The 21,491-nt window shown below is 44.1% G+C and carries 24 protein-coding genes and 1 pseudogene; 17 read left to right on the top strand and 8 right to left on the bottom strand.

The window, feature by feature from the left end; genetic code table 11:
• Nucleotides 1–443: 443 nt before the first annotated feature.
• Nucleotides 444–1,253, bottom strand: coding sequence for a class I SAM-dependent methyltransferase (locus BLV33_RS07505; RefSeq protein ID WP_090789731.1), 810 nt, complete (start codon nt 1,251–1,253; stop codon nt 444–446).
• 879 nt (nt 1,254–2,132) lie between these two features.
• Between BLV33_RS07505 and BLV33_RS07500 the strand changes: the two genes are divergently transcribed.
• A complete protein-coding gene (locus BLV33_RS07500) occupies nt 2,133–3,722 on the top strand; it encodes a transposase (protein ID WP_090789729.1) in 1,590 nt (529 codons plus the stop codon).
• A gap of 116 nt (nt 3,723–3,838) precedes the next feature.
• Here BLV33_RS07500 and BLV33_RS07495 read toward each other — a convergent pair whose 3' ends face one another.
• Entirely contained in the window at nt 3,839–4,402 is a 564-nt protein-coding gene (locus BLV33_RS07495) for a hypothetical protein (RefSeq protein WP_090789727.1), read from the bottom strand.
• 549 nt (nt 4,403–4,951) lie between these two features.
• On the opposite strand from BLV33_RS07495, the gene BLV33_RS07490 reads away from it, so the two are divergent.
• Both BLV33_RS07490 and BLV33_RS07485 read left to right on the top strand, forming a co-directional pair.
• Nucleotides 4,952–5,245, top strand: coding sequence for a hypothetical protein (locus tag BLV33_RS07490; protein ID WP_090789725.1), 294 nt, complete (start codon nt 4,952–4,954; stop codon nt 5,243–5,245).
• Between the two features lie 1,173 nt (nt 5,246–6,418).
• Nucleotides 6,419–6,712, top strand: a complete 294-nt coding sequence (locus tag BLV33_RS07485) for a hypothetical protein (RefSeq protein ID WP_090789723.1) — start codon at nt 6,419–6,421, stop codon at nt 6,710–6,712.
• Nucleotides 6,713–7,350: 638 nt separating this feature from the next.
• Here the strand turns inward: BLV33_RS07485 and BLV33_RS29235 are convergent.
• Nucleotides 7,351–7,521: a hypothetical protein gene (locus tag BLV33_RS29235; RefSeq protein WP_171909047.1), complete on the bottom strand. Its 171-nt coding sequence runs from the start codon at nt 7,519–7,521 to the stop codon at nt 7,351–7,353.
• Nucleotides 7,522–8,027: 506 nt separating this feature from the next.
• Between BLV33_RS29235 and BLV33_RS07480 the strand changes: the two genes are divergently transcribed.
• Nucleotides 8,028–8,225: an HNH endonuclease gene (locus BLV33_RS07480; protein ID WP_090789721.1), complete on the top strand. Its 198-nt coding sequence runs from the start codon at nt 8,028–8,030 to the stop codon at nt 8,223–8,225.
• A gap of 967 nt (nt 8,226–9,192) precedes the next feature.
• On the opposite strand, the gene BLV33_RS30645 is transcribed toward BLV33_RS07480, so the two are convergent.
• Nucleotides 9,193–9,417 (bottom strand): spore germination protein, encoded by a 225-nt coding sequence (locus tag BLV33_RS30645; protein WP_090789719.1) that lies wholly within the window; start codon nt 9,415–9,417, stop codon nt 9,193–9,195.
• A 257-nt stretch (nt 9,418–9,674) separates the two neighbouring features.
• Between BLV33_RS30645 and BLV33_RS29905 the strand changes: the two are divergent.
• The 3 genes and pseudogenes from BLV33_RS29905 to BLV33_RS07465 form a co-directional block, all read left to right on the top strand.
• Nucleotides 9,675–9,785 (top strand): annotated as a pseudogene (locus tag BLV33_RS29905) (helix-turn-helix domain-containing protein); the annotation flags it as partial.
• A gap of 56 nt (nt 9,786–9,841) precedes the next feature.
• The gene (locus BLV33_RS07470) at nt 9,842–10,477 is read left to right on the top strand and encodes a hypothetical protein (protein ID WP_090789717.1); all 636 of its coding nucleotides are present in this window, start codon (nt 9,842–9,844) and stop codon (nt 10,475–10,477) included.
• Between the two features lie 28 nt (nt 10,478–10,505).
• On the top strand, nt 10,506–11,165 hold the full coding sequence (locus tag BLV33_RS07465) for a hypothetical protein (RefSeq protein WP_171909046.1): 660 nt from the start codon (nt 10,506–10,508) through the stop codon (nt 11,163–11,165).
• Between the two features lie 57 nt (nt 11,166–11,222).
• Here BLV33_RS07465 and BLV33_RS07460 read toward each other — a convergent pair whose 3' ends face one another.
• Nucleotides 11,223–12,038 (bottom strand): recombinase family protein, encoded by an 816-nt coding sequence (locus tag BLV33_RS07460; RefSeq protein WP_090789713.1) that lies wholly within the window; start codon nt 12,036–12,038, stop codon nt 11,223–11,225.
• A gap of 265 nt (nt 12,039–12,303) precedes the next feature.
• Here BLV33_RS07460 and BLV33_RS30640 point away from each other — a divergent pair, with 265 nt between their 5' ends.
• The 4 genes from BLV33_RS30640 (at nt 12,304) to BLV33_RS07440 (ending at nt 14,768) form a co-directional block, all read left to right on the top strand.
• Nucleotides 12,304–12,420, top strand: a complete 117-nt coding sequence (locus tag BLV33_RS30640) for a SpoIVB peptidase S55 domain-containing protein (protein ID WP_090789711.1) — start codon at nt 12,304–12,306, stop codon at nt 12,418–12,420.
• Between the two features lie 194 nt (nt 12,421–12,614).
• Entirely contained in the window at nt 12,615–13,409 is a 795-nt protein-coding gene (spo0A, locus tag BLV33_RS07450; RefSeq protein ID WP_090789709.1) for a sporulation transcription factor Spo0A, read from the top strand.
• A gap of 172 nt (nt 13,410–13,581) precedes the next feature.
• Nucleotides 13,582–14,487, top strand: coding sequence for an ATP-dependent DNA ligase (locus BLV33_RS07445; RefSeq protein ID WP_253186996.1), 906 nt, complete (start codon nt 13,582–13,584; stop codon nt 14,485–14,487).
• Between the two features lie 44 nt (nt 14,488–14,531).
• Entirely contained in the window at nt 14,532–14,768 is a 237-nt protein-coding gene (locus BLV33_RS07440; RefSeq protein ID WP_090789705.1) for a hypothetical protein, read from the top strand.
• A gap of 34 nt (nt 14,769–14,802) precedes the next feature.
• Here the strand turns inward: BLV33_RS07440 and BLV33_RS07435 are convergent, their stop codons facing one another.
• A complete protein-coding gene (locus tag BLV33_RS07435) occupies nt 14,803–15,072 on the bottom strand; it encodes a hypothetical protein (protein ID WP_090789703.1) in 270 nt (89 codons plus the stop codon).
• Between the two features lie 78 nt (nt 15,073–15,150).
• On the opposite strand from BLV33_RS07435, the gene BLV33_RS07430 reads away from it, so the two are divergent.
• Complete coding sequence (locus BLV33_RS07430) at nt 15,151–15,408, top strand: hypothetical protein (RefSeq protein ID WP_090789700.1); 258 nt, start codon at nt 15,151–15,153, stop codon at nt 15,406–15,408.
• On the opposite strand, the gene BLV33_RS07425 is transcribed toward BLV33_RS07430, so the two are convergent.
• Entirely contained in the window at nt 15,367–15,633 is a 267-nt protein-coding gene (locus BLV33_RS07425) for a hypothetical protein (protein WP_090789698.1), read from the bottom strand. The two genes, BLV33_RS07430 and BLV33_RS07425, sit on opposite strands and share 42 nt — an antisense overlap.
• Before the next feature lie 150 nt (nt 15,634–15,783).
• On the opposite strand from BLV33_RS07425, the gene BLV33_RS07420 reads away from it, so the two are divergent.
• Nucleotides 15,784–15,966: a hypothetical protein gene (locus BLV33_RS07420; RefSeq protein WP_090789696.1), complete on the top strand. Its 183-nt coding sequence runs from the start codon at nt 15,784–15,786 to the stop codon at nt 15,964–15,966.
• Between the two features lie 2 nt (nt 15,967–15,968).
• Here the strand turns inward: BLV33_RS07420 and BLV33_RS07415 are convergent, their stop codons facing one another.
• Nucleotides 15,969–16,232, bottom strand: a complete 264-nt coding sequence (locus BLV33_RS07415; protein ID WP_090789694.1) for a DUF2627 domain-containing protein — start codon at nt 16,230–16,232, stop codon at nt 15,969–15,971.
• 117 nt (nt 16,233–16,349) lie between these two features.
• Here BLV33_RS07415 and lpdA point away from each other — a divergent pair, with 117 nt between their 5' ends.
• The 4 genes from lpdA (at nt 16,350) to BLV33_RS07395 (ending at nt 21,488) form a co-directional block, all read left to right on the top strand.
• Nucleotides 16,350–17,774 (top strand): dihydrolipoyl dehydrogenase, encoded by a 1,425-nt coding sequence (lpdA, locus tag BLV33_RS07410; RefSeq protein ID WP_090789692.1) that lies wholly within the window; start codon nt 16,350–16,352, stop codon nt 17,772–17,774.
• Between the two features lie 184 nt (nt 17,775–17,958).
• Nucleotides 17,959–18,966: a thiamine pyrophosphate-dependent dehydrogenase E1 component subunit alpha gene (locus tag BLV33_RS07405; protein ID WP_090789690.1), complete on the top strand. Its 1,008-nt coding sequence runs from the start codon at nt 17,959–17,961 to the stop codon at nt 18,964–18,966.
• 6 nt (nt 18,967–18,972) lie between these two features.
• Nucleotides 18,973–19,953 carry an alpha-ketoacid dehydrogenase subunit beta gene (locus BLV33_RS07400; RefSeq protein ID WP_090789688.1) on the top strand — a complete coding sequence of 327 codons (981 nt, stop codon included), beginning with the start codon at nt 18,973–18,975 and terminating at the stop codon, nt 19,951–19,953.
• A 98-nt stretch (nt 19,954–20,051) separates the two neighbouring features.
• Complete coding sequence (locus tag BLV33_RS07395) at nt 20,052–21,488, top strand: dihydrolipoamide acetyltransferase family protein (protein WP_090789686.1); 1,437 nt, start codon at nt 20,052–20,054, stop codon at nt 21,486–21,488.
• Nucleotides 21,489–21,491 lie beyond the last annotated feature (3 nt).

The raw sequence follows: 21,491 nt of genomic DNA, 5'->3' as shown, positions 1-21,491 counted from the left end.
TTTTTGCGTACGTCTAGCAAACTTCGTGGCTTCGACCTATTTTAAACGACTGATCGACTTCTTGTATTTTTCGATGGCTTGCAATATGCGAGAGTCGTTCATCCACATTTCTGCTTGCTTTTTGGTCCACCCAATATTCAGAGCGGCCCACAAACGTCAATCCTCGTCTATGCGATATTTCTCTTTAATGGAAACGTTCAGTCCACGAACTTTACCTAACATAGTAATCAATTCGTCTCTCTTCGCGTCTAACCTGCTCTCAATAGCCCAATTATCGTCTGGACTAAGATTCTCGGCCGTAACCTTAAGTTCTAATACTTTTTTATAAATGGGGTATTCGGAATTTGTGGTGGAAAAGAGCTTATAATCCGTCCTTCTCCAATTTCTCAATTAAGGTGGAAAGATCGATAATCCTTAAGCTCATAGCCATTCAATCGCCGAATTTACAAAAGTCTCACACCCTCAACTGCTAACATATACATCGTTAAAGATTTGGCGTCTTGAATCATCCATTCCCGATATTCTTTTTCCGCTATCACATATTGATTTTCAGTGATATACCCATCTCTTTCCATTTGGACTCCTCTGCTTGAAGCAGTATCAGCCCATATTCCAATGCGAGTTTGGAAATCAGGATCTGTTCGCTTAGTTACCTCATGATGGGGGGTTATAGTGATTTCTTCAATACCAGTTTTTTGAAACATATCAGGAAGGTGATCTGCAATCGCATTATCCATACCTGCATCGGAACGCCATTTCAAATATGCGGAATAGAAATAAAGCATACTTGAGGGAGGCTGTGGTTCCCATGATATTTTCTCATGATTATAATCAGCAATCAAAATACGCCCACCAATTTTAGCGGCAGATTTCATCATTTTTAATGCTTTCAACGGGTCAGACAACCATACTAAAACACGAGCGGAGGTGACAATGTCAAATTGTTCTTCATAAGTAAGATTATAGATGTCACCTGTTTCAAAAATTATTCCTGGTGTTTCACCGTGAGTTTGACGGGCTTTTTCGATTAGGTTTGGATTACTATCAATTCCTACAACACGCCCATTTGGTCCTACTGCTTCTGCTATTCCACGTGTAATTGCTCCTGTTCCACAACCAACATCAAGTATCGTCATACCTTCAGTGAGTATCCCTGCAAGCCTTTTATGAGAGTTTGTTAACGATCTGGAATCTAATACGTTTGTCAACTTTCCTGATAATTCTGCCCGATTTCGAGCAGTATTTGTGTTCATATGGTTTCCCTCCTTAATATAATTGTATTAATCTTATCGTTTAATCTTCTATTGGTCTAATATATAATACAGATAAACTTTATAGATATTAACTATAAATGCGTTATTTCAAACTAAGACATGTATTTATCAAGGAACAATAGCTAAATGTGATTCCACGAGCCAGTGTCAGTTAGCTCGCCGGTAATGTTGGATTAATATAGTCGTTCTAGCGTTGCTATACTTGTTATTCTAGCGTTGCTGTTCTTCGTATTCCTTAGTCAGCTTATAGAACGTAGTTCGCTTCGTTCCCGATAGCTCCATCGCCGTTGTCGCCGTGATCTCGCCCGCCCTCCATCTGTTGTACGCGGCGACGAACGCCTCTGTTATGTCCGCCTTCGGTCGCCCGAACGTAGTGCCGTTGCTTAATGGCTGAATCGCATCAAAAATGTTAAAAATATTTCGTACAGTTGTGACGAATCGAACAAAATTGACGTATTAATTATGTCTGAGTGAGGGTGGAACACCCGAAGGAAGGAGAAACGTAAAACAGTAACGTATGCCATCAACGTAATATCAACGAGATAAGACTTTATGATAATGGATGTACTTATATTATTTGAGTCGAACATTTTACGTCGGTGTCGCTGTGTAATGAAATGACGAGTGGGCTTGGACGTATGTGGTCGATTTGGTTTCAAAAGATCGAAAGGCCGATTCGTGAATATGGTGTTATCGGAAGTTACTCCCCTACTATCCTACTAACATAGCCGCAATAAAAAGAATAAATAATATGTATGATTCTCCCCCAAAAAGGTTGAAATCAGCGTAAATCCCCCAAGAATACCCTCGAAAATGGTATAATTAAGCCAAATAGTACGGTTCTCGGGGGTTAGTATCATGTATAAACGTGGCAGAAAAGAACAACAAATATCGATGGACGATCCGTTCATGAATATACCCAAATCGATCGTAGAGAATCTTCGTAAAAGTTGGGCTGAGGATTTCTACAACGACATATTTCTATCCATTAATGAAGATCGTTTTTCCATGCTCTACAGCCCCCAATATAGCCGCCCGAACAAGCCTGTGAATATCCTGGTTAGCTTGCTCATTCTCAAAGAGCTGCACAGTCTGACCGATGATCAACTGATGGGATCGTTGTACTTCGATTATCGCTATCAATATGCGCTTGGGATTAGCGACTTTGAAAAAGAGAGTATTTGCATCAATACGATCACGAACTTCCGACAACGCTTAGTCGAACATGAAAGCAAGACCCAGGAAGACTTATTAAAGCAAGAAACCGATGCTCTGTCTCAGAAGCTAGCCGAAGTCATTCAGTTGGATAAAAGCATGGCCCGAATGGATTCCTTTATGTTCAGCAGCTCTTGCAAGAAGCTGACCCGTCTTGAACTTGTGTACAAAGTCGTTCAATACATGGTCAAAGGGCTTAATAAGTTAGATGCAGTCTTCGTACCAGAAGTTTTTCAAGACTATCTGAAAGAAGAACACCTCAACCAAACGCTATATCATACGAAAAGTGAAGAAGTTGGATCTAAGCTGGACTACCAAATTGAGCAAGCTGCAACGTTGTATCGTTACGCTGTACAACATCCGGAGTGGCGCGAAATGAATGAATTCCAGCATCTTTCTCGTTTACTCAATGAGCAATGCATCGAAACCGAAGAAGGAGTCGCTATTGCGATCGACGCCAAGCATATTTCACCAGAGAGTTTGCAAAACCCCTCAGACCCAGATGCTACTTACCGTAACAAGGGTGGTAAAGGCCATGTTGGGTTGTCTGTTAATCTCGTTGAAGTTCGTGACCAACAAAAGAAAGTCGGTCTGATTCTTAGCCATGATGTACGGAAGAATACCCATAGCGACGCAGCATTTGGCGAATCCTTTATTCAAAATGATCCCCTTGCGGCTCAGATCAAAACGCTGGCTGCTGATGGAGCTTACTATCGCCAAAGCACCTTGGAAGAAGCAAAGGGTAAAGACATCGAGCTGAATCTATCCAATATGACAGGCCGTAAAGCCGCTAAAGAAACATTGCCCGTTCAGCAATTCGAAAGAAATGATAAGCGCCTCATCGTCAAATGCCCTGCCGGTCATGAACCGATTCGTGCGACGTATGAAGCAAGTAAGCAGTTATATACCGCCAAGTTTTCTAAGGATCTATGTCTCACTTGCCCGTTTAGGGAACAATGCCCGATGAAAGAACAGCAAAAGTACAATAACGTTCGTTTCACAGAAAGCAAACTTCAATCCGATTCAATGCGCAGCAGCATGGGGACAGACCGGCACCGCGAACTGTCGCGATTCAGAGCTGGTGTTGAAGGCGTTGTGTCCGCACTAAGACGGGGATTCCGAATTGATGATCTCCCTGTCAGGGGACTTCTGCGCTCAAAAATCTGGATACATGCTAAAATTCTAGCCTACAACTTCAAATCAGTGACGAAGTACAGAGCAAGAACGGCATAATGTTAGGTCACTTGCCTCACAATTACAAAACTGCCTTGTGATTCACTTTTTACAACTTACATGCGTTTAAAAGGCATTCAGAGACTATTCTTGGAACAGGGGTTTTTGGGGTCAAATCATATGTATGCACTTTTCTTCTTTCCGAATAAGTACTTAATGGCTTCACACTTTACAATATTCCTTTTAGATTTGAGAATTGTCACAGCAATATGTAAAAGATCCCTATTCATGTTTCTTAATTCGAACATGTTAATTTCATTAAAACTTTGAGCTTCAATTATATTCTTTAGCTTCATGTCAATGCTTGATCCGTAAATTAATGCTTTATCCAAGTCATTAGCTCGATATCCAAATTTTTCATGAAAAAATCTAAAGGGCTCATTAAAATCAATAAGATGTTCCATTTCAGTCTTAAAATCATTAAAAATTAATAGTTTGATATCCTCGTTATCAGTTATCATTGAAATATCTAAAAATCTGCTTATTGCTCTGCTTTTAGCAGTTTGTAATTGATATTTCCTATATTTATCTTGTTCAAATCCCTCTCGATTTAGCTGGACTTCTTTAAGAGTGGTGTCTAATAAAACAATAACCCATCCAGTAAAAACACCTGTTAGTAAACTAATATTAATTGAATCAATGTTTTTAATAATCAAATGAAAAATATATAGAAAGTCCACCTGATATTATCTCCTCTGATCTTGAGTAATTTCCGATAACGTTGATACATTCAGGACGCCCTATGCGGTTAGGTACGAGGTATGCGAGTGCTCTTGAGTTTGGTTTTATGCGTTCGTGCAATTACGTATAACTTTTTTTACGAAGTACGCTAATATCTCTTACAGTATGTTGTTTACGTTTCACAGGCTATTACTTTTCACATTACCACATATCTATCTGTTTGTTGACTCCTATAATTGAAAATTGGCAGCGACGTTAATTCTGTTATATGCCAAATGGCTGTGTTATGACCAAAAACGTGTGGTGGACGTTCGTGGACAAAACAAGAAACCAGCTGCATCGTTTAGGACGTAGCTGGCTTCCAATAAGATGGAAAGCGTGGAGGAATCGCCGCCCCCCGACACATATAGGACGTTTGCCACAACAAATAGACCGAAGCACGTCCCAACCGTACGACTATATATGCCAATCGGCTGTGCTGTCCAACCGAGCCGTGCAGGAAAGCAGCTTCTCATGTGGAATAATATGGTTGCAGGGAGGTGACGACAATGGCTGTGGAAAAGTTCACGAAAATGATTGATGTGCTAGTTCAACCAGAGGAAGAAATCACGATTGAGGATGTTCTGACTAAAACGCTAGGTTCAATTGATTACAGTAAGATTGTGCTAAATGAACATAATCATCATGTGATCAAAGATAATGCCAAAGTGTTTAAAAGACTACTTGGGAAGTCTTTGCTAACGAGTTTGACAGCACTAGAATCTGATTCAGAAAAGAAGTTAAGTCAGCTCCTTTTCCTAGTGTGTTTTAGCTTATGCAGTAGCAGGGCGGCTGTTACGTGATTGGGCGGCGAGACATTTAGTCCGCGTGGCATAGTCGTCCATCTACAGCCCACCTACATATAGTCCGTGTGGCATATATAGTCTACGCGGCATGATAGTTAGGCGTACCAACGGTTTGCGGCTGCCCAACACGGCGGCGATGCGTTGAAGGCTGTTATTTGGGCTGTGTAGGGGATGTTCAGGGCACGAGCGGACGGCTGAGGGCAGGGTATGGGTACACATATGGGACGGAATGGTCAGAACGAGAAGCAGATCAAAAAGGCGTTGGCATTGTACGCTTCAAGGGATGAGAACGGGTCGTCTTCGCGTTGTTGTACGATGCCAATTCAATCTACCCTATCGCCATAATCACTTCCAGAACGTCCCCAACGGGTGACTGACACCACCTACGGTTGGGTTTTTTTAACGTTACATAACTAGACGAAATTTGTATAGAATACAACATGATACGGTGCCGTTATACACTGTATCCCTTCCTATACGATCCCCAACGGGTGCTTGACACCACCCACTCGTTTGGGGATTTTGCGTTTCTACTGAAAGCCAGGAAACGGTGGCAGCCGTTGATCCGACTATTAGCTTCTTATGTTGGAGCAGCTGAACAGCAACGCTAGAATGGCACGAATAGCAACGCCAGCACGACTAGATATGCATTATTGCCACATTGGACGGCGAGCTAACCGATACAGGTTCGTCGTCTTAGACGTACACCCCCTGCCACTGGTCAGCAAGAGAGACGGCACCCATATATTGTAATACGCCTGATGTAATGGACACGTTCATTTCAAAAACGCGACCCCCGACCCCGCACGTACGACTGACGTTTTTTCGGCTGTTGACGGTGCCGGTCACGAAATGCCGCAAAAAAAATTTTTTAAAATTTTTGAAAACGCGGGGGTGTATACGTGGGTAGGACGTTGGGGAACATATCCATTAACGAAAGTATTTATGTAACTCTCCTTGACGTAAATACGCTCGTTCACGAACCATGCGGCATGTCGTTTGTCAGCGAAGTAGATGTCGTTGGCGTACGGCTACATAGTGTCCCATTAGGCTGATCCAGTTACGGGGGTCGGTCTGTTCGTGTTGGGCGGCGTTACGTGATCATACGTGATCATGCGGGGGAATACGTCCGTAGAATGATGGGGAACATAATCAACGGAGGGATTACGTGTGGGAATGGGAATTGGCGGCGGGGTATTAGCATTTATAGGCGGCATATTACTGTGGATTCATCTTGGACGGGATAAATTCGATCTAAGTAACGGACTTTGCGGCTCAGGGTTCGCTTGCGTATTTCTAGGAAGTAGGTTGGTTGGTACTTTCCTTTTTCCCGAGATTTTTCGGCTGATAGACGTGATCTTGCGTGATCCGCTGTTACGTGATCAACCTTATGTGATCTTACGTGATCGGACGCATACATTCGTTTCAAATTCTCGAACCCCATGCATCGGGGGCAGCCGTTGATTCGACTATCGTATTCTTATTTGGAGCAGACGTGCTTCGGCTTGTTTGCGTTGGGTATACGTCCAATCCCGTTTTTGCCTAGTAGCATAGAATGCAGCAGGGATACGGTGTTCTAACCCTCTACTCCGTAATACCTTCAAATACGATCCCCAACGGGTGAGGGGCACACTCGTTTGGGGATATTTTTTTCGTTGGCACAATACTTGACATCAGCATAGAATGTGATTGGGTTCGGTGTCACCTATCTCCGTAATCCCTTCCTGAACGTCCCCAACGTGCGATGGACACCCCCCTCCTCGTTTGGGGATTTTTTAATGGCTACTCTCCTCCCGCGGATCGGTTGCACAACTAGGTGACATCAGCATAGAATGTGATTGGATACGGTGCTACCGATTCACTGTATCCTCCTTTCAGCACGATCCCCAACACCCCTTACGGTTTGGGGATTTTTGACGTACAACTAAGCTAGTTCCTTCTGTTGATCGGTCTCACAACTAGATTAAATTGGCATACGATATTACTGGATGCAGTGCCGCTCATTCCACTGTATCCCTTCCTACACGATCCCCAACGGGTGACGGCACTCGTCCGATTGGGGTTTTTTGCGTTTCTGTTGTAAGCCAGAGGAATTGGTGGCATCAGTTGATGCGGACTATAAGATTCCTATGTTGAAGCAACTGTACAGCAACAGCCGCTTGAAGATCAGTTATTTTACATATTACTGCTATTTTATGAGTGTCGGCAGACGTTGCCTTACCCTTATTTAGTACGTCAAGAACGACTTTTTCCACTTGAGATAAATTTTCCAACTATCATCCCCCCCGTCAATATTTATAAATCTACATATACCACATAACCATATTTGCCACGCACTGAAACAACACAACACAGCCGTTTGGCATATAACAGTCATTTGGCTGTTAACAGTCGTTTGGCATATAACAGCCGTTTGGCATAGTTGTTAGGCGTACCAACGGTTTGCGAAGTTCAGGAAACGACGGTGATGTATTGAATGCCGTTATTTGTGCTGTTTATGGGATGTTCAGGGCACCCGTGCTGATGTGTAAGACGGAATTGGAGGTAGACTCCTGAACCTTGCACATATTTACGTACACCCCCAGCCACCCCCGTTGTTTCGCGGATCGCAAACGTCAAAAACGCAAATGCCGCAAAAAAAATTTTTGCAAATTTTTGAAACTTGGGGGCATACATTATTGGAGCGTTGGTCATCATATCCAATGACGAGGTACTACGTCTCAGGTCAAAGAAATGACTTTTACAGCTAAAAAATAATACAAATATAAGGAGACGGAATATGCGGACCATGACAATTGACCAATACAACAAACTTACACAGAGAATGACATACGCCTCTAGTGAGGCAAAAGGAAAAATTATCTTTATGCATGATGTCATTTTGTCAACACCACCGAATTGTGCTGTAATCCACAAAAATGGTAACGGTTTGGATAATCGAAGAGAAAACCTTGAGTTAGTTAAATTAATTGATTGATTCAAGCTAATTTCCATTTGACAAAGACATCTGTATCACACGATAACATTAAAAATTCAGTTAATCGGAGGCGGTACTTATATGTTAAACAAATTTAGGCTTCATCCCACCAGTTAGGCGTACATACTGCGTTCTCGTTAACGAATCAGCGGCATGCCAGTTGGTGGACGTTGTTTTGCCGTAAAGCCCCACGGCGGGGTACATAGCGTTCCATTAGGCTGGACCAGACGTGGTTCGGTCTATTCGTGTTCGGCGGCGGGACGTTAACTTGCTGGTAACTTGATGGTAACTTCGTATGTAGTATGCACAATATGCGTACCCTTTCGCGGCTGATGACGATACGCACATTCGTTCGCATTTAGTCTGTACGGAATAAATAGTCTGTACGATATATTCTGCGTGGCATAGTTGTTAGGCGGCTCAACGGTTTGCGGCTGCTGAAAACGTAGCAGGCGTTCCTCGGTCGACAATCTAAGCTAAGATGAAGGAACAAGTGAACATGTAAGCTATACAGCTGCACCCCAGCCACCCCTTCGCAAGAGGAGACGACCCCTTAATTGCTATACGCCTGATGCAGTGCTATCATTCGTTTCAAAAACGCGAACCCCGACTCGGTGACGTCCCCCCCACGCCACCCCTATGTTGATGCGGCTGTTGACGTGCCGATTACGAAATGCCGCAAAAAAAATTTTTTCAAACTTTAAAAACGCGGGGGTATACGTTCGAGGGACGTTGGTGAACATATCCAATAACGAGGTATTTAGCTTGTTCGCATTTGCGTAAATACGCTCGTTCACGAACCAACGGAATGACGATGGTGGAGCCACCGAGATGGTTACATAGCGTTCCTAACGTTCCATTAGGCTGATCCAGACGTGGGTCGGTCTGTTCGTGTTGCGTCAGACGATACACACACCCGTTCTCATTAGCGGCGTGACGTGATCATACGTGATCGGTCGTGTAGAGTTTACGTCCCAGTTGCAACTTTAGTACTTCCTGAGTCGACAAGATCGTTATCAACAACAGCCGTAATACTGAAAATATCATTGTGTATTTGAAAGTCGCCTATACTTCCACTTCCCGATCCCTCATGAATTTTGGTGCTCACGGTAGGTGAAATTATCAAGTTATCTCCGTTATTAAAGGTTCCAGAATTACTGTCTATTTTAATTACTCCTGCAAAAGAGGGCATAGATAAGTCAGCTCCTTTCTAGTGTGTTAGTCTATGCCGCCGTTAGGATGACTGTTACGTGATTGGGCGGCGGTGCGTGATCATACGTGATAGGACTGTTAACTTGCTCGTAACTTGCCGCTAACTTGCACAGCTAATACAACACAGCCGTTTGGCATAGTTATAATACAGCCATTTCGCTGTTAACAGCCGTTTGGCATGATAGTTAGGTGTACCAACGGTTTGCGGCTGCTCTTGGAACGAGAAGCTGCTGATAGGCATTAGCACTGTTTCACGCTCGGCAAGATAACGGACTTAGCGTCAACGAAATATCCAGTATGACGGGCGTTCCGCGGTCAACGATATACGCTAAAGTAAGAAAAACGTAAGTCGTCAAGATGAATATGGTAAAATATAGGGCAAGACTAAGTTAGTAGGTGATTGTGTGGATTTAAAATTTGGTCAAATCTTTGATGAGAATGATTTAGTGTCAAGATGGGTGATACAATTCTACTCTATTTGTAATGATATCCTATATACGAATTCAAAAGTCCTACATCATCTTGATAAAGAAGGGCATTCAGCATTAACACAGTACTACTTTAGATTAGCTTCATCACACTTGAAGGAGGCAATTGATTTTTTTGGTCATTCCTTACAGTTTGAGGAGATAAAGACTTTTATAACCAGGTTTAATCCAGACGACCAAGAGATATTTAATCAGTTTATAAACTGTATCAATGGAATTCTGTACAATAATCTCAATAGCTTTAGAAACAATTCATTTCATTACCCAAAAATAGATAATAAAGATTTAATCCAATCCATAAGAAAAAATAAAAATAACAAATTTGAACTTTTTGATCGAATTGATGGATCAGAGCGAGCTCTGTTTTCCGATCTAATTTCGATGAGTAGCACCTATAAATATTTAGGTGACGGCAAGAATTTAAGCAGATCTCTAAGGAATCTCAGTAAAGCTGTGGCATTATTGCTTAAATTAAAAAACAAGGTGATGCAGTATTATATTCAGATGAAGAAACCTGATATTGAAATTATATATAAGAACCGTGATGTTTAAGCCACGGGCAAATATAGGGGAGGAGAAAGTGCAATTGGATTATCCAATAAATGAAGATTACATTGTTTTTTATACTCAATATTTTAATGATAATGGTAAAGCTATAGAGTTACTTAACAGATGCTACAATTTAACTGACATAAATGTCTTCCCAAGACGATTAGTAAACCAACTTGCACGTACAATTTCGTTTACGGATTTTACATTTTCCCATAGGTTAGGCAATAGGAGTTTTCAGATTTTCATGTGGATGGCTTTAATTGAGTCGTATGAGTACACACTGAACCCGGAAATTGATTCTGAGAAGGTGGATAAACTAGGGGTTATTCTTAAGTTCTTTAGAACATATTTAAGTAAAGCGGACAACGACCTACTGGTAAAACATCTGAAGAGGTCAATAGTCGATAAAAGATTCAACAACAATTCTGAGTTGCCGATAGACATAATTTCACGAATATTTTACTCAATCAGAAATGAATTTTCTCATGGATTAGAGTATCATACTTCATTGTTTAGTGATTCGAATGAAAATAATTTCTTAGAATCAATAAATCTACGAGAGTTTAAAAAAGACAGTAAAGAAAATCGTTATTTTGAAATGTCGATTACACATGAACAACTTAGAGGAGTTATAATTAGAGCCTCATTGAACTTAATTCATGAGCAGATAAACCAAAGTACTTCATAGCCTACCCTAACCCATTAGATAACAATAATGGGACTCTAATGAGCCGCCTTCTACGTTTCAATTAACAGTTTTAAGTTGTCTGTTTAGTCGATCCTGTACCTGTACCCAAAGTTCATTGTCCACGACAACAAGTTCTTTAATCTGTCGGTCTGATACAGTCCATTTTTCTTTTGGCAGCTGTACCGACCTTCCGTTCTTTTGTGAAGTCTTGCCCCACGCAGGATAGCCGTTATAGATCGTGTTGTTCAGCATGTCGGATATTTTCTTCTGCCGCCAGCGTCCGTGACCGTTAGGATGAGCCAGCCCGTACTTGTCGGCAACGATGTGGGCAATAGTGTTTTGTGAAATGCCGTCAGCGTATAGCTGGAACATTTCACGAACGACAGCCGCTTCGTCATCGTTGATCGACAGCGTATTGTCCACGCTTTTATCGTAGCCGAATGGGGTGCGTCCTCCTAGCCACTTACCACTTGATGCGACCTTCTTCATACGTTCGGTAGTTACATTACTAAGCTCTATTTTCTCAACGTCCTTTGCGGCACCTACAAGCCCTGACACGAACTTAGTTAAGTTGCCGTCTGATACTGTGTAAATTTCGATGCCGCGTCCCTGTGCGTCACAAACGAAGCGGAACACGTCACCGATGCCTGGGGATATTGAGTCCTTGTTCATTATAATAATGGAATCAAACTCGGTCTTGGTGTCGTTGTGGATCTTATCAATGATTTTGTCTATGGATATCTCACCGACTTGGAACGAGTAGCCAACAACGTTTGCTCGTAACTGTGCGGCAAATGGTTCGACCAGCTTTGCTTGCATCATTTGAATAGCTTGCATTCCTTCGTCTACTCTTACAAAAATGACTGAGTTCATTGTCTCATATTCTCCTTTATCGTGTTGTCCTGTATTATTGGTATCCAAGTTTCGATCATTCCATACAGTATTATCGGGGTATAGCCGTATGAGCGGACGCCGATCATTCCATACTGCAATATGGTATGATATAGTTGGATTGATGAAACCATTGATACAGCTGGACTTTTTGATTGTCGCATTTTTTAAGCACCCCGATCATTCCATTCTGCAATAGCGGTCTGTATAGCTAAAACTACGTGATTTCTGAGTAGGGTTTTTAGGTGTGACGCATGTGTTTGTCAATGATCCTACCAGCGGATACGGCTGCTTCATTGAGTGGATGCTTCAGGATTCCGGAATCTTAATCAGACAACCGAACGAAGAGTCGAAGGCAGGTTAAGCCTTCGATTTTTTCTCATTTTAGATGATTTTGTCGAACCATGATGAAAGAACAAGATAAATATACCATTATAAGATAAACTTAAAAAAAAGGAAAGAAAAATAATTTTCGACAGAAGGAATTAAAGAATCGTTGTCGAATACACCTAAAGAGAAATTACCAAAATTTGTTTAAGGACAAAGGAGGATTTTAAGTTGCAAAAAATTCAGGTGTTGTTGGCAGATGATAATCGTGAGTTCACTCACTTATTATCAGAGTATATTGGAGAACAGGATGATATGGAGGTTGTGGGTGTTGCCTATAACGGCAATGAGGTCGTTCGTTACATGGAAGAGCAGGACCAAGCGCCCGATGTGTTGATTTTAGACATCATTATGCCTCATCTGGATGGTCTCGGTGTGCTTGAAAGGCTTCGTGGCATGAGTATGAACCCACAGCCGAAAATCATTATGCTGACAGCTTTCGGTCAAGAAAACATTACGCAGAAGGCAGTACAATTAGGGGCTTCCTACTACATACTTAAACCATTTGATCTGGAAGTGCTGACGAATCGAATTCGCCAACTGGTTTCCAATCAAGTGTCCGTAACTGTAGGTTCGGCTTCCAAGGCTAATGTCGTTCAAATGCCCAAAACCAAAAATTTGGATGCAAACATTACTAGCATCATACATGAAATCGGCGTACCTGCGCATATTAAAGGATATCAATATCTGCGCGAAGCGATCACGATGGTTTATAACAATATTGAAATCCTCGGGGCCATCACCAAGACGCTGTACCCGGCCATTGCCGACAAGTACAAGACTACCCCCAGCCGTGTTGAACGCGCCATTCGCCACGCCATAGAAGTGGCCTGGACTCGCGGTAATATCGACAGCATCAGTTTTATCTTCGGCTATACGATCAACATTTCGAAATCGAAGCCCACAAACAGCGAATTCATCGCTATGGTTGCGGATAAGCTGCGGATTGAGCATAAAGTTAGCTGACTGCCCGCAAGCGATTACATTTTCGAGCGCCATTAAACCGTTATAATTCTGCGGCTTAGTGGCTCTCTTTTCATGAAGATGTTCGTTACAATATACTTTGGCAATGAGTCACTCACGGGGGCCGACGGTGAACGTAGGTCCTTTTTTAGTTGATAAGAATGGGGGGATCTGTTTGCTTTTCAGACCAGTTAAGCCAATGGTTGTCAGTATGGGCAATAAGCCGTTCGATGATGAAAGCTTCATCTTTGAGCCGAAGTGGGACGGTTGGAGAATCATTTTGCATAAGCAGGGTGACCGAATTGAGGCTTATACGAGAAACGGCCATATCGTAACAAGTAAATTTCCGGAGTTAAAGGAAGCTTCATCGGGGATTAAAACGAACACAGCCATTCTGGATTGCGAAGGTATTGTTTTGCGAAACGGCCGGCCGGCTTTTGATGATTTTACATATCGTGGACGGTTGAGCAATGCTTCAAGGATCAAAAAAGCGGTAAATACGCATCCAGCAACATTCGTCGTTTTTGATGTTCTATATACGGATCAGGAGCATCTGAATGAGCCTTTAATGCAGCGAAAGCAGCGGTTAAGTGATATTGTTGCAATTACACCTGTCGTCACTCCCACAATGTATCTTGAAGAGAAAGGTAAAACTTTGTTTGAATTGTCCAAAGAGCAAGATATGGAAGGCATTGTGGCAAAGCGGAAGGATTCGAGATATATGTTGGACACCAGAACCCCTAACTGGGTGAAAATAAAGCATTTTAAATCAATAGATGTTATCATATTGGGTTATAGAACCAATCCGTTTGGGCTTGTGATGGGATTGAATTTTAGAACTGTGAAGAATAAGCCTGTCGGAGTTGTAGAGTTTGGTTTTAAGTCTGAAGAAAAGCAGTTATTCTTGGAATTGGCCAAGCAAATACATACGGTAAAGGATCAAAAAACGCAATGGATTGAGCCGCGTTTGTGCTGCTGCATTAATTATCTTGAACGGACAGATACGCATCAGTTGAGAATGACCGTGTTTAAGGGGTTCCTCTTTGACAAGAAGTCGGAGGATTGTATTTGGAGAGGCTAGGAAAGTATGATAGTCTGAAAGAGAAGTTTTTCGGAGGATGATGATTGGATATGCCTGCCTACGCCAATTATAGTGAAGAAGCAACAAAATGGCTGACCGGGAAAACGGGGAGCGGACATTTGGAATGTTACACCTATATTGATCCTGATGATACGGCAAACAGTTTCTTTCTGGTTCGCACAACAAATAAGATCATTCATGTTTGTTTTTCTGAAATTGAATATGACCCAAATAGCTATCAAAGCTTGCTCGAGGGACTGTATAAAGCTATTTATGAATGAAAAAACTCCTCCCGAAGGAGGAGCTGTTTGCAAGTTAAAACTTTATGTGAGTCATGGATTGTTCGGCGATATCATCCATATATCGTTCGAGACAATTGCACAAATAGTCCTTACGGCAAATCGGACAAGGCTCATTCATCAATCTGTTCAGATCGGTGGCTTTGGGTGTACCGGTTTGCGGATCTCTTTGAAACGTAAGGCGGGCTTGATTCCGGTCTTTTAAGTAGGCAACTACCTCGAATAGACCATTCTTTTTGTTATCACTAACCAATTTTGCGTCAACAACTTGCGGATCATAAGCCATTCGATAATTCCTCCTTGGACACGCATTAGTATATTATATAAATAAAGCACACTTAATTCAATAGGAGGGACGCCCCAGTTGATCATTGACTATCATGAGGCAGAGACAAAACCTGATGGTGAGCTTAGTATTCATGTGGGTATTCAATTCGAAGACGAACCGGATTCTCTTTATGTGATACATATCAGTGTGGATGTGAATGGATGGGTAAAAGCATGGACGCTGCTGTATAACGGGGTGGACTGCAAGTACAATTTTAAGCCGGAGGAAAAGGTAAAAGTTCTGGCACATCTATCAGAGGCTGGAATGCTCCTTCAAGAGCGCAAAAAAGGATAAACGGCTGCACCGTCCCAAATGAAAAATGGAATCGTCCCCATGATTTCGGTTCCGATTCCATTTGCCTTTATGTTTGTTGGTTTGTCGAGTGGTCAGCTCGCTTCGGGTAGGCGTGATTCTGGAAACAGGATGTATTCCGTTCCAGGAAAGACGCTGCATTTCCGGCGATCGTTTGCCTTCACGGGCTTGCTTGAGCCGTTTTTTCTTGGCCATTGATGTTGACATGATGGTTTCCTCCTTAGAGTTTGCTTAGCAAACTGTCTTAGTAAGATAATCTTAAACTAAGCTGTATATAATCTAAAAAAATAATGATCGGCTGGCAAGGGAAAGTTTGATTATTTCCATATTTATCGAGCCGAGAAAAAGGTGATAAGAATGCGCTTCAAAGTGGCACTGGCGTTTGATAATCAATCTGTCAAAGAAGAGATTTTGGAAATTAAGGAACAGAAGCTGGGTGAACTTTCGGATGAAGAAATCGAGAGAGCGATTGAAATCAACATTCGCAGCTGGCTGGACAAACACCTGCAAATTGAATGGGAAGTTTTGGAAGAGGAGTGAGATTATTTTTTTTTTCTTTTTCCCTTAAACCGCGGGGCTACATAATTTCGCTTACGATCCCGGAAAAAGGTCCATCCTCCGATAAAGGCCACCCCAATTGCAAAGAGCACAAAGCCCAGTGTGAATTTTCCCCAAAGCACATGTCCTTGTTCGCTGTAAATTTTGGCAAACAGAGCATCTTTCATTGCTAAAAAACCATATGTGGCCATAAGGCCGGGTATCACGAGCAGAAGTATGGCAATAAATCGGTAAAATGGCGCTTTCATACGTGCTCCTTGGTGTTTTACTCAATATTATACCACAAATAAGAATATATTTGCTCTTCCCCAAAAGGGTAATATAATAGATAGGACGCAGTACATAGCAGAAATGAGGAATAATAAATGAGTGAAATCAAATATGATATAGTTGTGCTCGGCGGTGGAACCGGCGGTTATATTGCAGCTATACGCGCTGCACAGCTAGGAAAAAAGGTTGCCATTGTCGAGAAGGACAAGCTGGGTGGAACCTGTCTGCACCGAGGCTGTATTCCCAGTAAAGCGCTGCTTAGAAGCGCTGAGTTATTCGCTGCGATGAAGGTCAGCGAAGATTATGGCATCTCGACTTCTTCCGTGGAATTAAATGTGCCGGGTGTAATGAGCCGCAAGCAGCGTATTGTGGACCAGCTTCATCAAGGCGTGCAATTTTTAATGAAAAAAAATAAAATTGATATATTTTACGGGAACGGCCGGATCATCGGTCCTTCCATTTTCTCGCCGCGCAGCGGTGCGGTTTCAGTGGAAAAGGCAGACGGCGAAATCGGAATGCTGCTTTCTGAAAATCTGATTATTGCTACAGGCTCCAAGCCGCGCAGCTTGCCTGGTTTGCAGGTGGACGGCGAATATGTGCTGACGAGCGAAGAAGCTTTAAATCTCGACAAGCTGCCCAAATCGATATTGATCATCGGCGGCGGTGTGATTGGGGTGGAATGGGCTTCGATGCTTAGTGATTTTGGCGTTGAGGTTACGATTGTTGAAGTCGATTCACGGATCGTCGGGTTGGAAGATGAGGATATTTCCAGAGAGCTTGAACGCTTGTTCAAAAAGCGCAAAATCAAAATGATCACCGGAGCAAAGATTTTAACAGAAACATTGAAATTGGAAAATGGTCAAGCTGTTCTGCAAGCGGACAAGAATGGTGAAAGGTTAGACCTGATCGCAGAGAAGGTACTCGTATCTGTTGGCCGCCAAGCGAACATTGAGGGGATCGGATTGGAAAGCACGGATATTAAGGTGGAGAGAGGCGTCATTCACGTGAATCGCCACATGCAAACCTCCGAATCTCATATCTATGCAATCGGCGATGTAATAGGCGGACTCCAGCTGGCGCATGTAGCAGGCCACGAAGGAATTGCAGCCGTTGAACACATCTGCGGTCTGAATCCTCATCCCATGGAGCCGCATCTGGTTCCGAAATGCACCTATACCCGACCGGAGATCGCCAATGTCGGTTGGACGGAAAAACAGGCGGCCGAGAAGGGCCATCAAATAAAGGTTGGCAAATTCAGCTTTAAAGCTGTGGGTAAAGCGCTCGTATACGGAGAATCCGACGGCTTCGTCAAAGTAGTCGCTGATGCGAAAACAAACGACATCCTGGGAGTTCATATGATAGGTCCTCACGTGACCGATTATATTACCGAGGCGGCTCTCGCGCAGGTGCTAAATGCAACCCCTTGGGAGGTTGGACAGACGATTCATCCGCATCCCACCTTGTCCGAAGCGCTTGGAGAAGCCATGCTGGCAGTGGATGGAAATGCGATTGGAAGCTGATTCAAACTAAGGAATTGTTTTCATTGGCAATTGCGTTTATAATGATATAGAGCCAAGTCTTAGGACCAGGTATTAAAACTCCATAAGATATTGCTTACGAAGTCAGTTTTTGCTAAAGCAAAAGCGAGATCATGCTTACGAAGTCAGTTTTTGCTAAAGCAAAAACTCTAAGGAGGTAATCTTCATGTCAATCGGTCAAATATCCAAACATCAGCGATTAGGCCTTACAGACGACCAAGCTGTACAAATGTACTCATACATGAATTTGGCAAGAAAATATGATGAACGCGGCATTATGCTGCAGCGTGCCGGTAAAGTTCCGTTTACAGTGTCCGGTATCGGCCAGGAATCGGGTCAAGTGGGTATGGCTTTCGCCATGCAGCCGCTGAAAGATTATTTTCTACCCTATTATCGCGATTATGGTTTTGTTCTCTCCATTGGGATGACTGTGAAGGATCTCATGCTTTCCCTTTTCTCCAAAGCTGAGGATATCAACAGCGGCGGCCGGCAAATGGCGGGCCATTTTGGCGGCAAGAAGTTGAACATCGTAACAGGCTCTTCACCGGTTACTACTCAGGTGCCGCATGCGGTGGGCATTGCCCTTGCTGCCAAGATGAAGAAGCAGGATTTTGTCACCATTGCTACTTTTGGCGAAGGCTCCAGCAATCAGGGAGATTTTCATGAGGGCTGCAACTTTGCCGGAGTTCATAAGCTTCCCGTTATTTTTGTATGTGAAAATAACCAATATGCGATATCCGTTCCGCTTCACAAGCAGGTTAGCGGCAAAATTGCGGACAGAGCCATCGGCTACGGCTTTCCAGGCTTTCAAGTGGATGGTACCGATGCGCTTGAGGTGTACCGAGTGGTCAAGGAAGCACGCGAGCGTGCTTTACGCGGCGAAGGTCCAACCCTGATCGAGCTGTTGACTTACCGCATTTCCCCGCATTCCACTTCCGATGATGACATGCTTTATCGCACCAAGGAAGAAGTGGATCTGCACAGGGGCAAAGACGGAAATGAAAAGTTTAAGCAGTATATTATCGAATGCGGGATCTGGAGCGAACAGCAGGACCAGGAGCTGCAAGAAAAGCAAAAACAAATCATCAATGAAGCAACCCGGTATGCGGAAGCTGCGCCTTATCCAAAGCCGGAGGATACTCTCCTCCACGTGTACGCTGAAGGAGAGGTGTAATCGATTATGGCAGTGATCACCTATATTGAAGCCATCCGCTCCGCCATGCAGGAGGAAATGCGGCAAGACGAGAATGTGTTCGTTCTCGGCGAGGACGTGGGCAAAGGCGGTGTCCTCAACACCACCAAAGGGCTGCGCGATCTATACGGCGAAGCTCGCGTAATGGACACTCCGCTGGCCGAATCCGCCATTGTCGGCGTGGCCATCGGTGCGGCGATGTACGGCATGAAGCCGATCGCCGAGATCCAATTTGCCGATTTCATCTTCCCGGCAACGAACCAGATCATCAGCGAAGCGGCCAAGATCCGCTATCGCTCGAACAACGATTGGAGCTGTCCAATCGTCATACGCGCGCCTTACGGCGCTACCGGCGCAGGCGCCTTATACCATTCCCAGTGCCCGGAATCGGTTTTCTTCGGCACGCCCGGTCTAAAAATCGTAGCGCCGTCGAATCCTTACGACGCCAAAGGGCTGCTCAAGGCAGCGATTCGCGATCCCGACCCTGTCATGTTTTTCGAGCATAAGAAATGCTACCTTTCGCTCTCAGCGAATGTGCCTGACGAAGATTTTATCGTGCCTATCGGCAAAGCCGATGTCAAGCGTCAGGGTACGGATATTACGGTGATATCCTACGGAATCACCGTGCATTATGCACTGCAGGCGGCGGAAGAGCTGGCCAAGGAAGGGATCAGCGCGCATGTGCTGGACCTGCGCACGCTGCAGCCGCTGGACAAGGAAGCGATTCTGGAAGCGGCAGCGAAGACCGGCAAGGTGTTGATCGTCCACGAGGACAACAAGACCGGCGGGGTTGGAGCTGAAGTCTCAGCGCTCATCGCTGAGGAGATGCTGTTTGAGCTGGACGCGCCGATTGCCCGGCTGTGCGGGCCGGACGTTCCGGCCGTCGGCAACAATCCGCCGATGGAGAAGTTTTTCCTGCTCAGCACGGATAAGCTGAAGGAGGCAATGAGAAAGCTTGCTATGTTTTAAAGCGAGCTTTCTCATTTGACCGTGCGACTTTCCATCATGATGAGATTTTTCATCCTTTAAGCTTGAAAAACGGGTTTCATAAATTAGGCAGGAGGTGCATGAGTGTGGCAAATGGACGGATTACCGAGGTGACAGTTCCGCATCTGGCGGAAAGCCTTGTATCCGCTACGATAGGCAAGTGGCTGAAGCAGCCTGGTGACTACGTGGAGCAATACGAAGTGATCTGTGAACTGTTTACCGAGAAAGTGAACACGGAGATGCCTTCGCCCATCGAAGGTAAATTGATAAAAATTATATTCGGCGAAGGGGAAGTAGCAGCTGTGGGCGAAGCCATCTGCCTCATCGAGGAGCCGGCTTCTGCGGCAGATGCCGCTTCAATTTCCCCTTCACTCAGTGAAGAAGGGGAAATGGTCTTGACTGATGAGCATGCGGAGCCAAGTATGAGAAATCGTTTTTCACCAGCCGTACTTCGAATGGCTGAAGATAATCAAATTGATCTTCAGCAAGTGGCAGGCACAGGCTTGGGCGGTCGAATTACGCGACAAGACGTGGAGCAGGCCATCGCCTCAGGGCAAGCACGAAGGTCTTCTGCCACCTGGTCGGATTCCGGATCATCCGCTTCCGCAATGCAGTCTGCTTATCCGGCTGCGGCAAACGATGCGGCTGTACCAAGGTCACCTGACAGTCCAAGCTCTGTAGTGTCACAACCTGCTGCCTCGCAAGCTTCTCCAGCGGAACCTGATGTGCCTGTCAAAGTGCCGGTTCGCACCACGGGTATTCATCTGTCCGCGAATCCGGCTACGCCCTTTATTGAGGTCGAGCCTTATGCGGGCGGACGCGGCGAACAGCTCATTGATGTTACGCCAATGCGTAATGCAATTGCCAGCCGTATGCGCCAAAGCGTTTCGGAAATACCGCATGCCTGGACAATGATTGAAGTCGATGTCACGAATCTTGTTGTGCTGAGGAACAAGGTCAAGGATGAATTTCAGCGCCAGGAAGGTGTGAACCTGACTTACCTGGCTTTTTTACTCAAAGCGGTAGTAGGTGCGATCAAGGATTATCCGATCATGAATTCTGTATGGGCGGTTGATAAAATTATCGTGAAGCGGGATATCAATCTCTCTCTCGCTGTGGGAACGGAAGATTCGGTGCTCACACCGGTGATCAAACAGGCGGATCAGAAGAATATCGCCGGTCTGGCAAGGGAAATCGATGAATTGACAAGGAAGGCAAGAACGGGGAAACTAAGCTTAAACGATATGCAAGGCGGTACATTCACGATCAATAATACAGGCTCCTTCGGTTCGGTATTGTCCTACCCGATTATCAATTACCCTCAGGCGGCGATTTTAACTTTTGAATCGATCGTGAAGAAGCCTGTTGTGATTCAAGATATGATTGCAGTCCGATCCATGGTCAATCTCTGCTTATCGCTCGATCATCGGATACTGGATGGCGTCATCTGCGGCAGATTCCTGCAGCGGGTCAAGGAAAACCTGGAGGGATATAATTCCGAAACGAAATTATACTAAGAT

The sequence above is a fragment of the Paenibacillus sp. GP183 genome, assembly GCF_900104695.1.
GTDB lineage: Bacteria > Bacillota > Bacilli > Paenibacillales > NBRC-103111 > Paenibacillus_AI.
The sequence above is the reverse complement of the archived record's forward strand: the minus strand, read 5'-3'. Positions and strand labels throughout refer to the sequence as shown.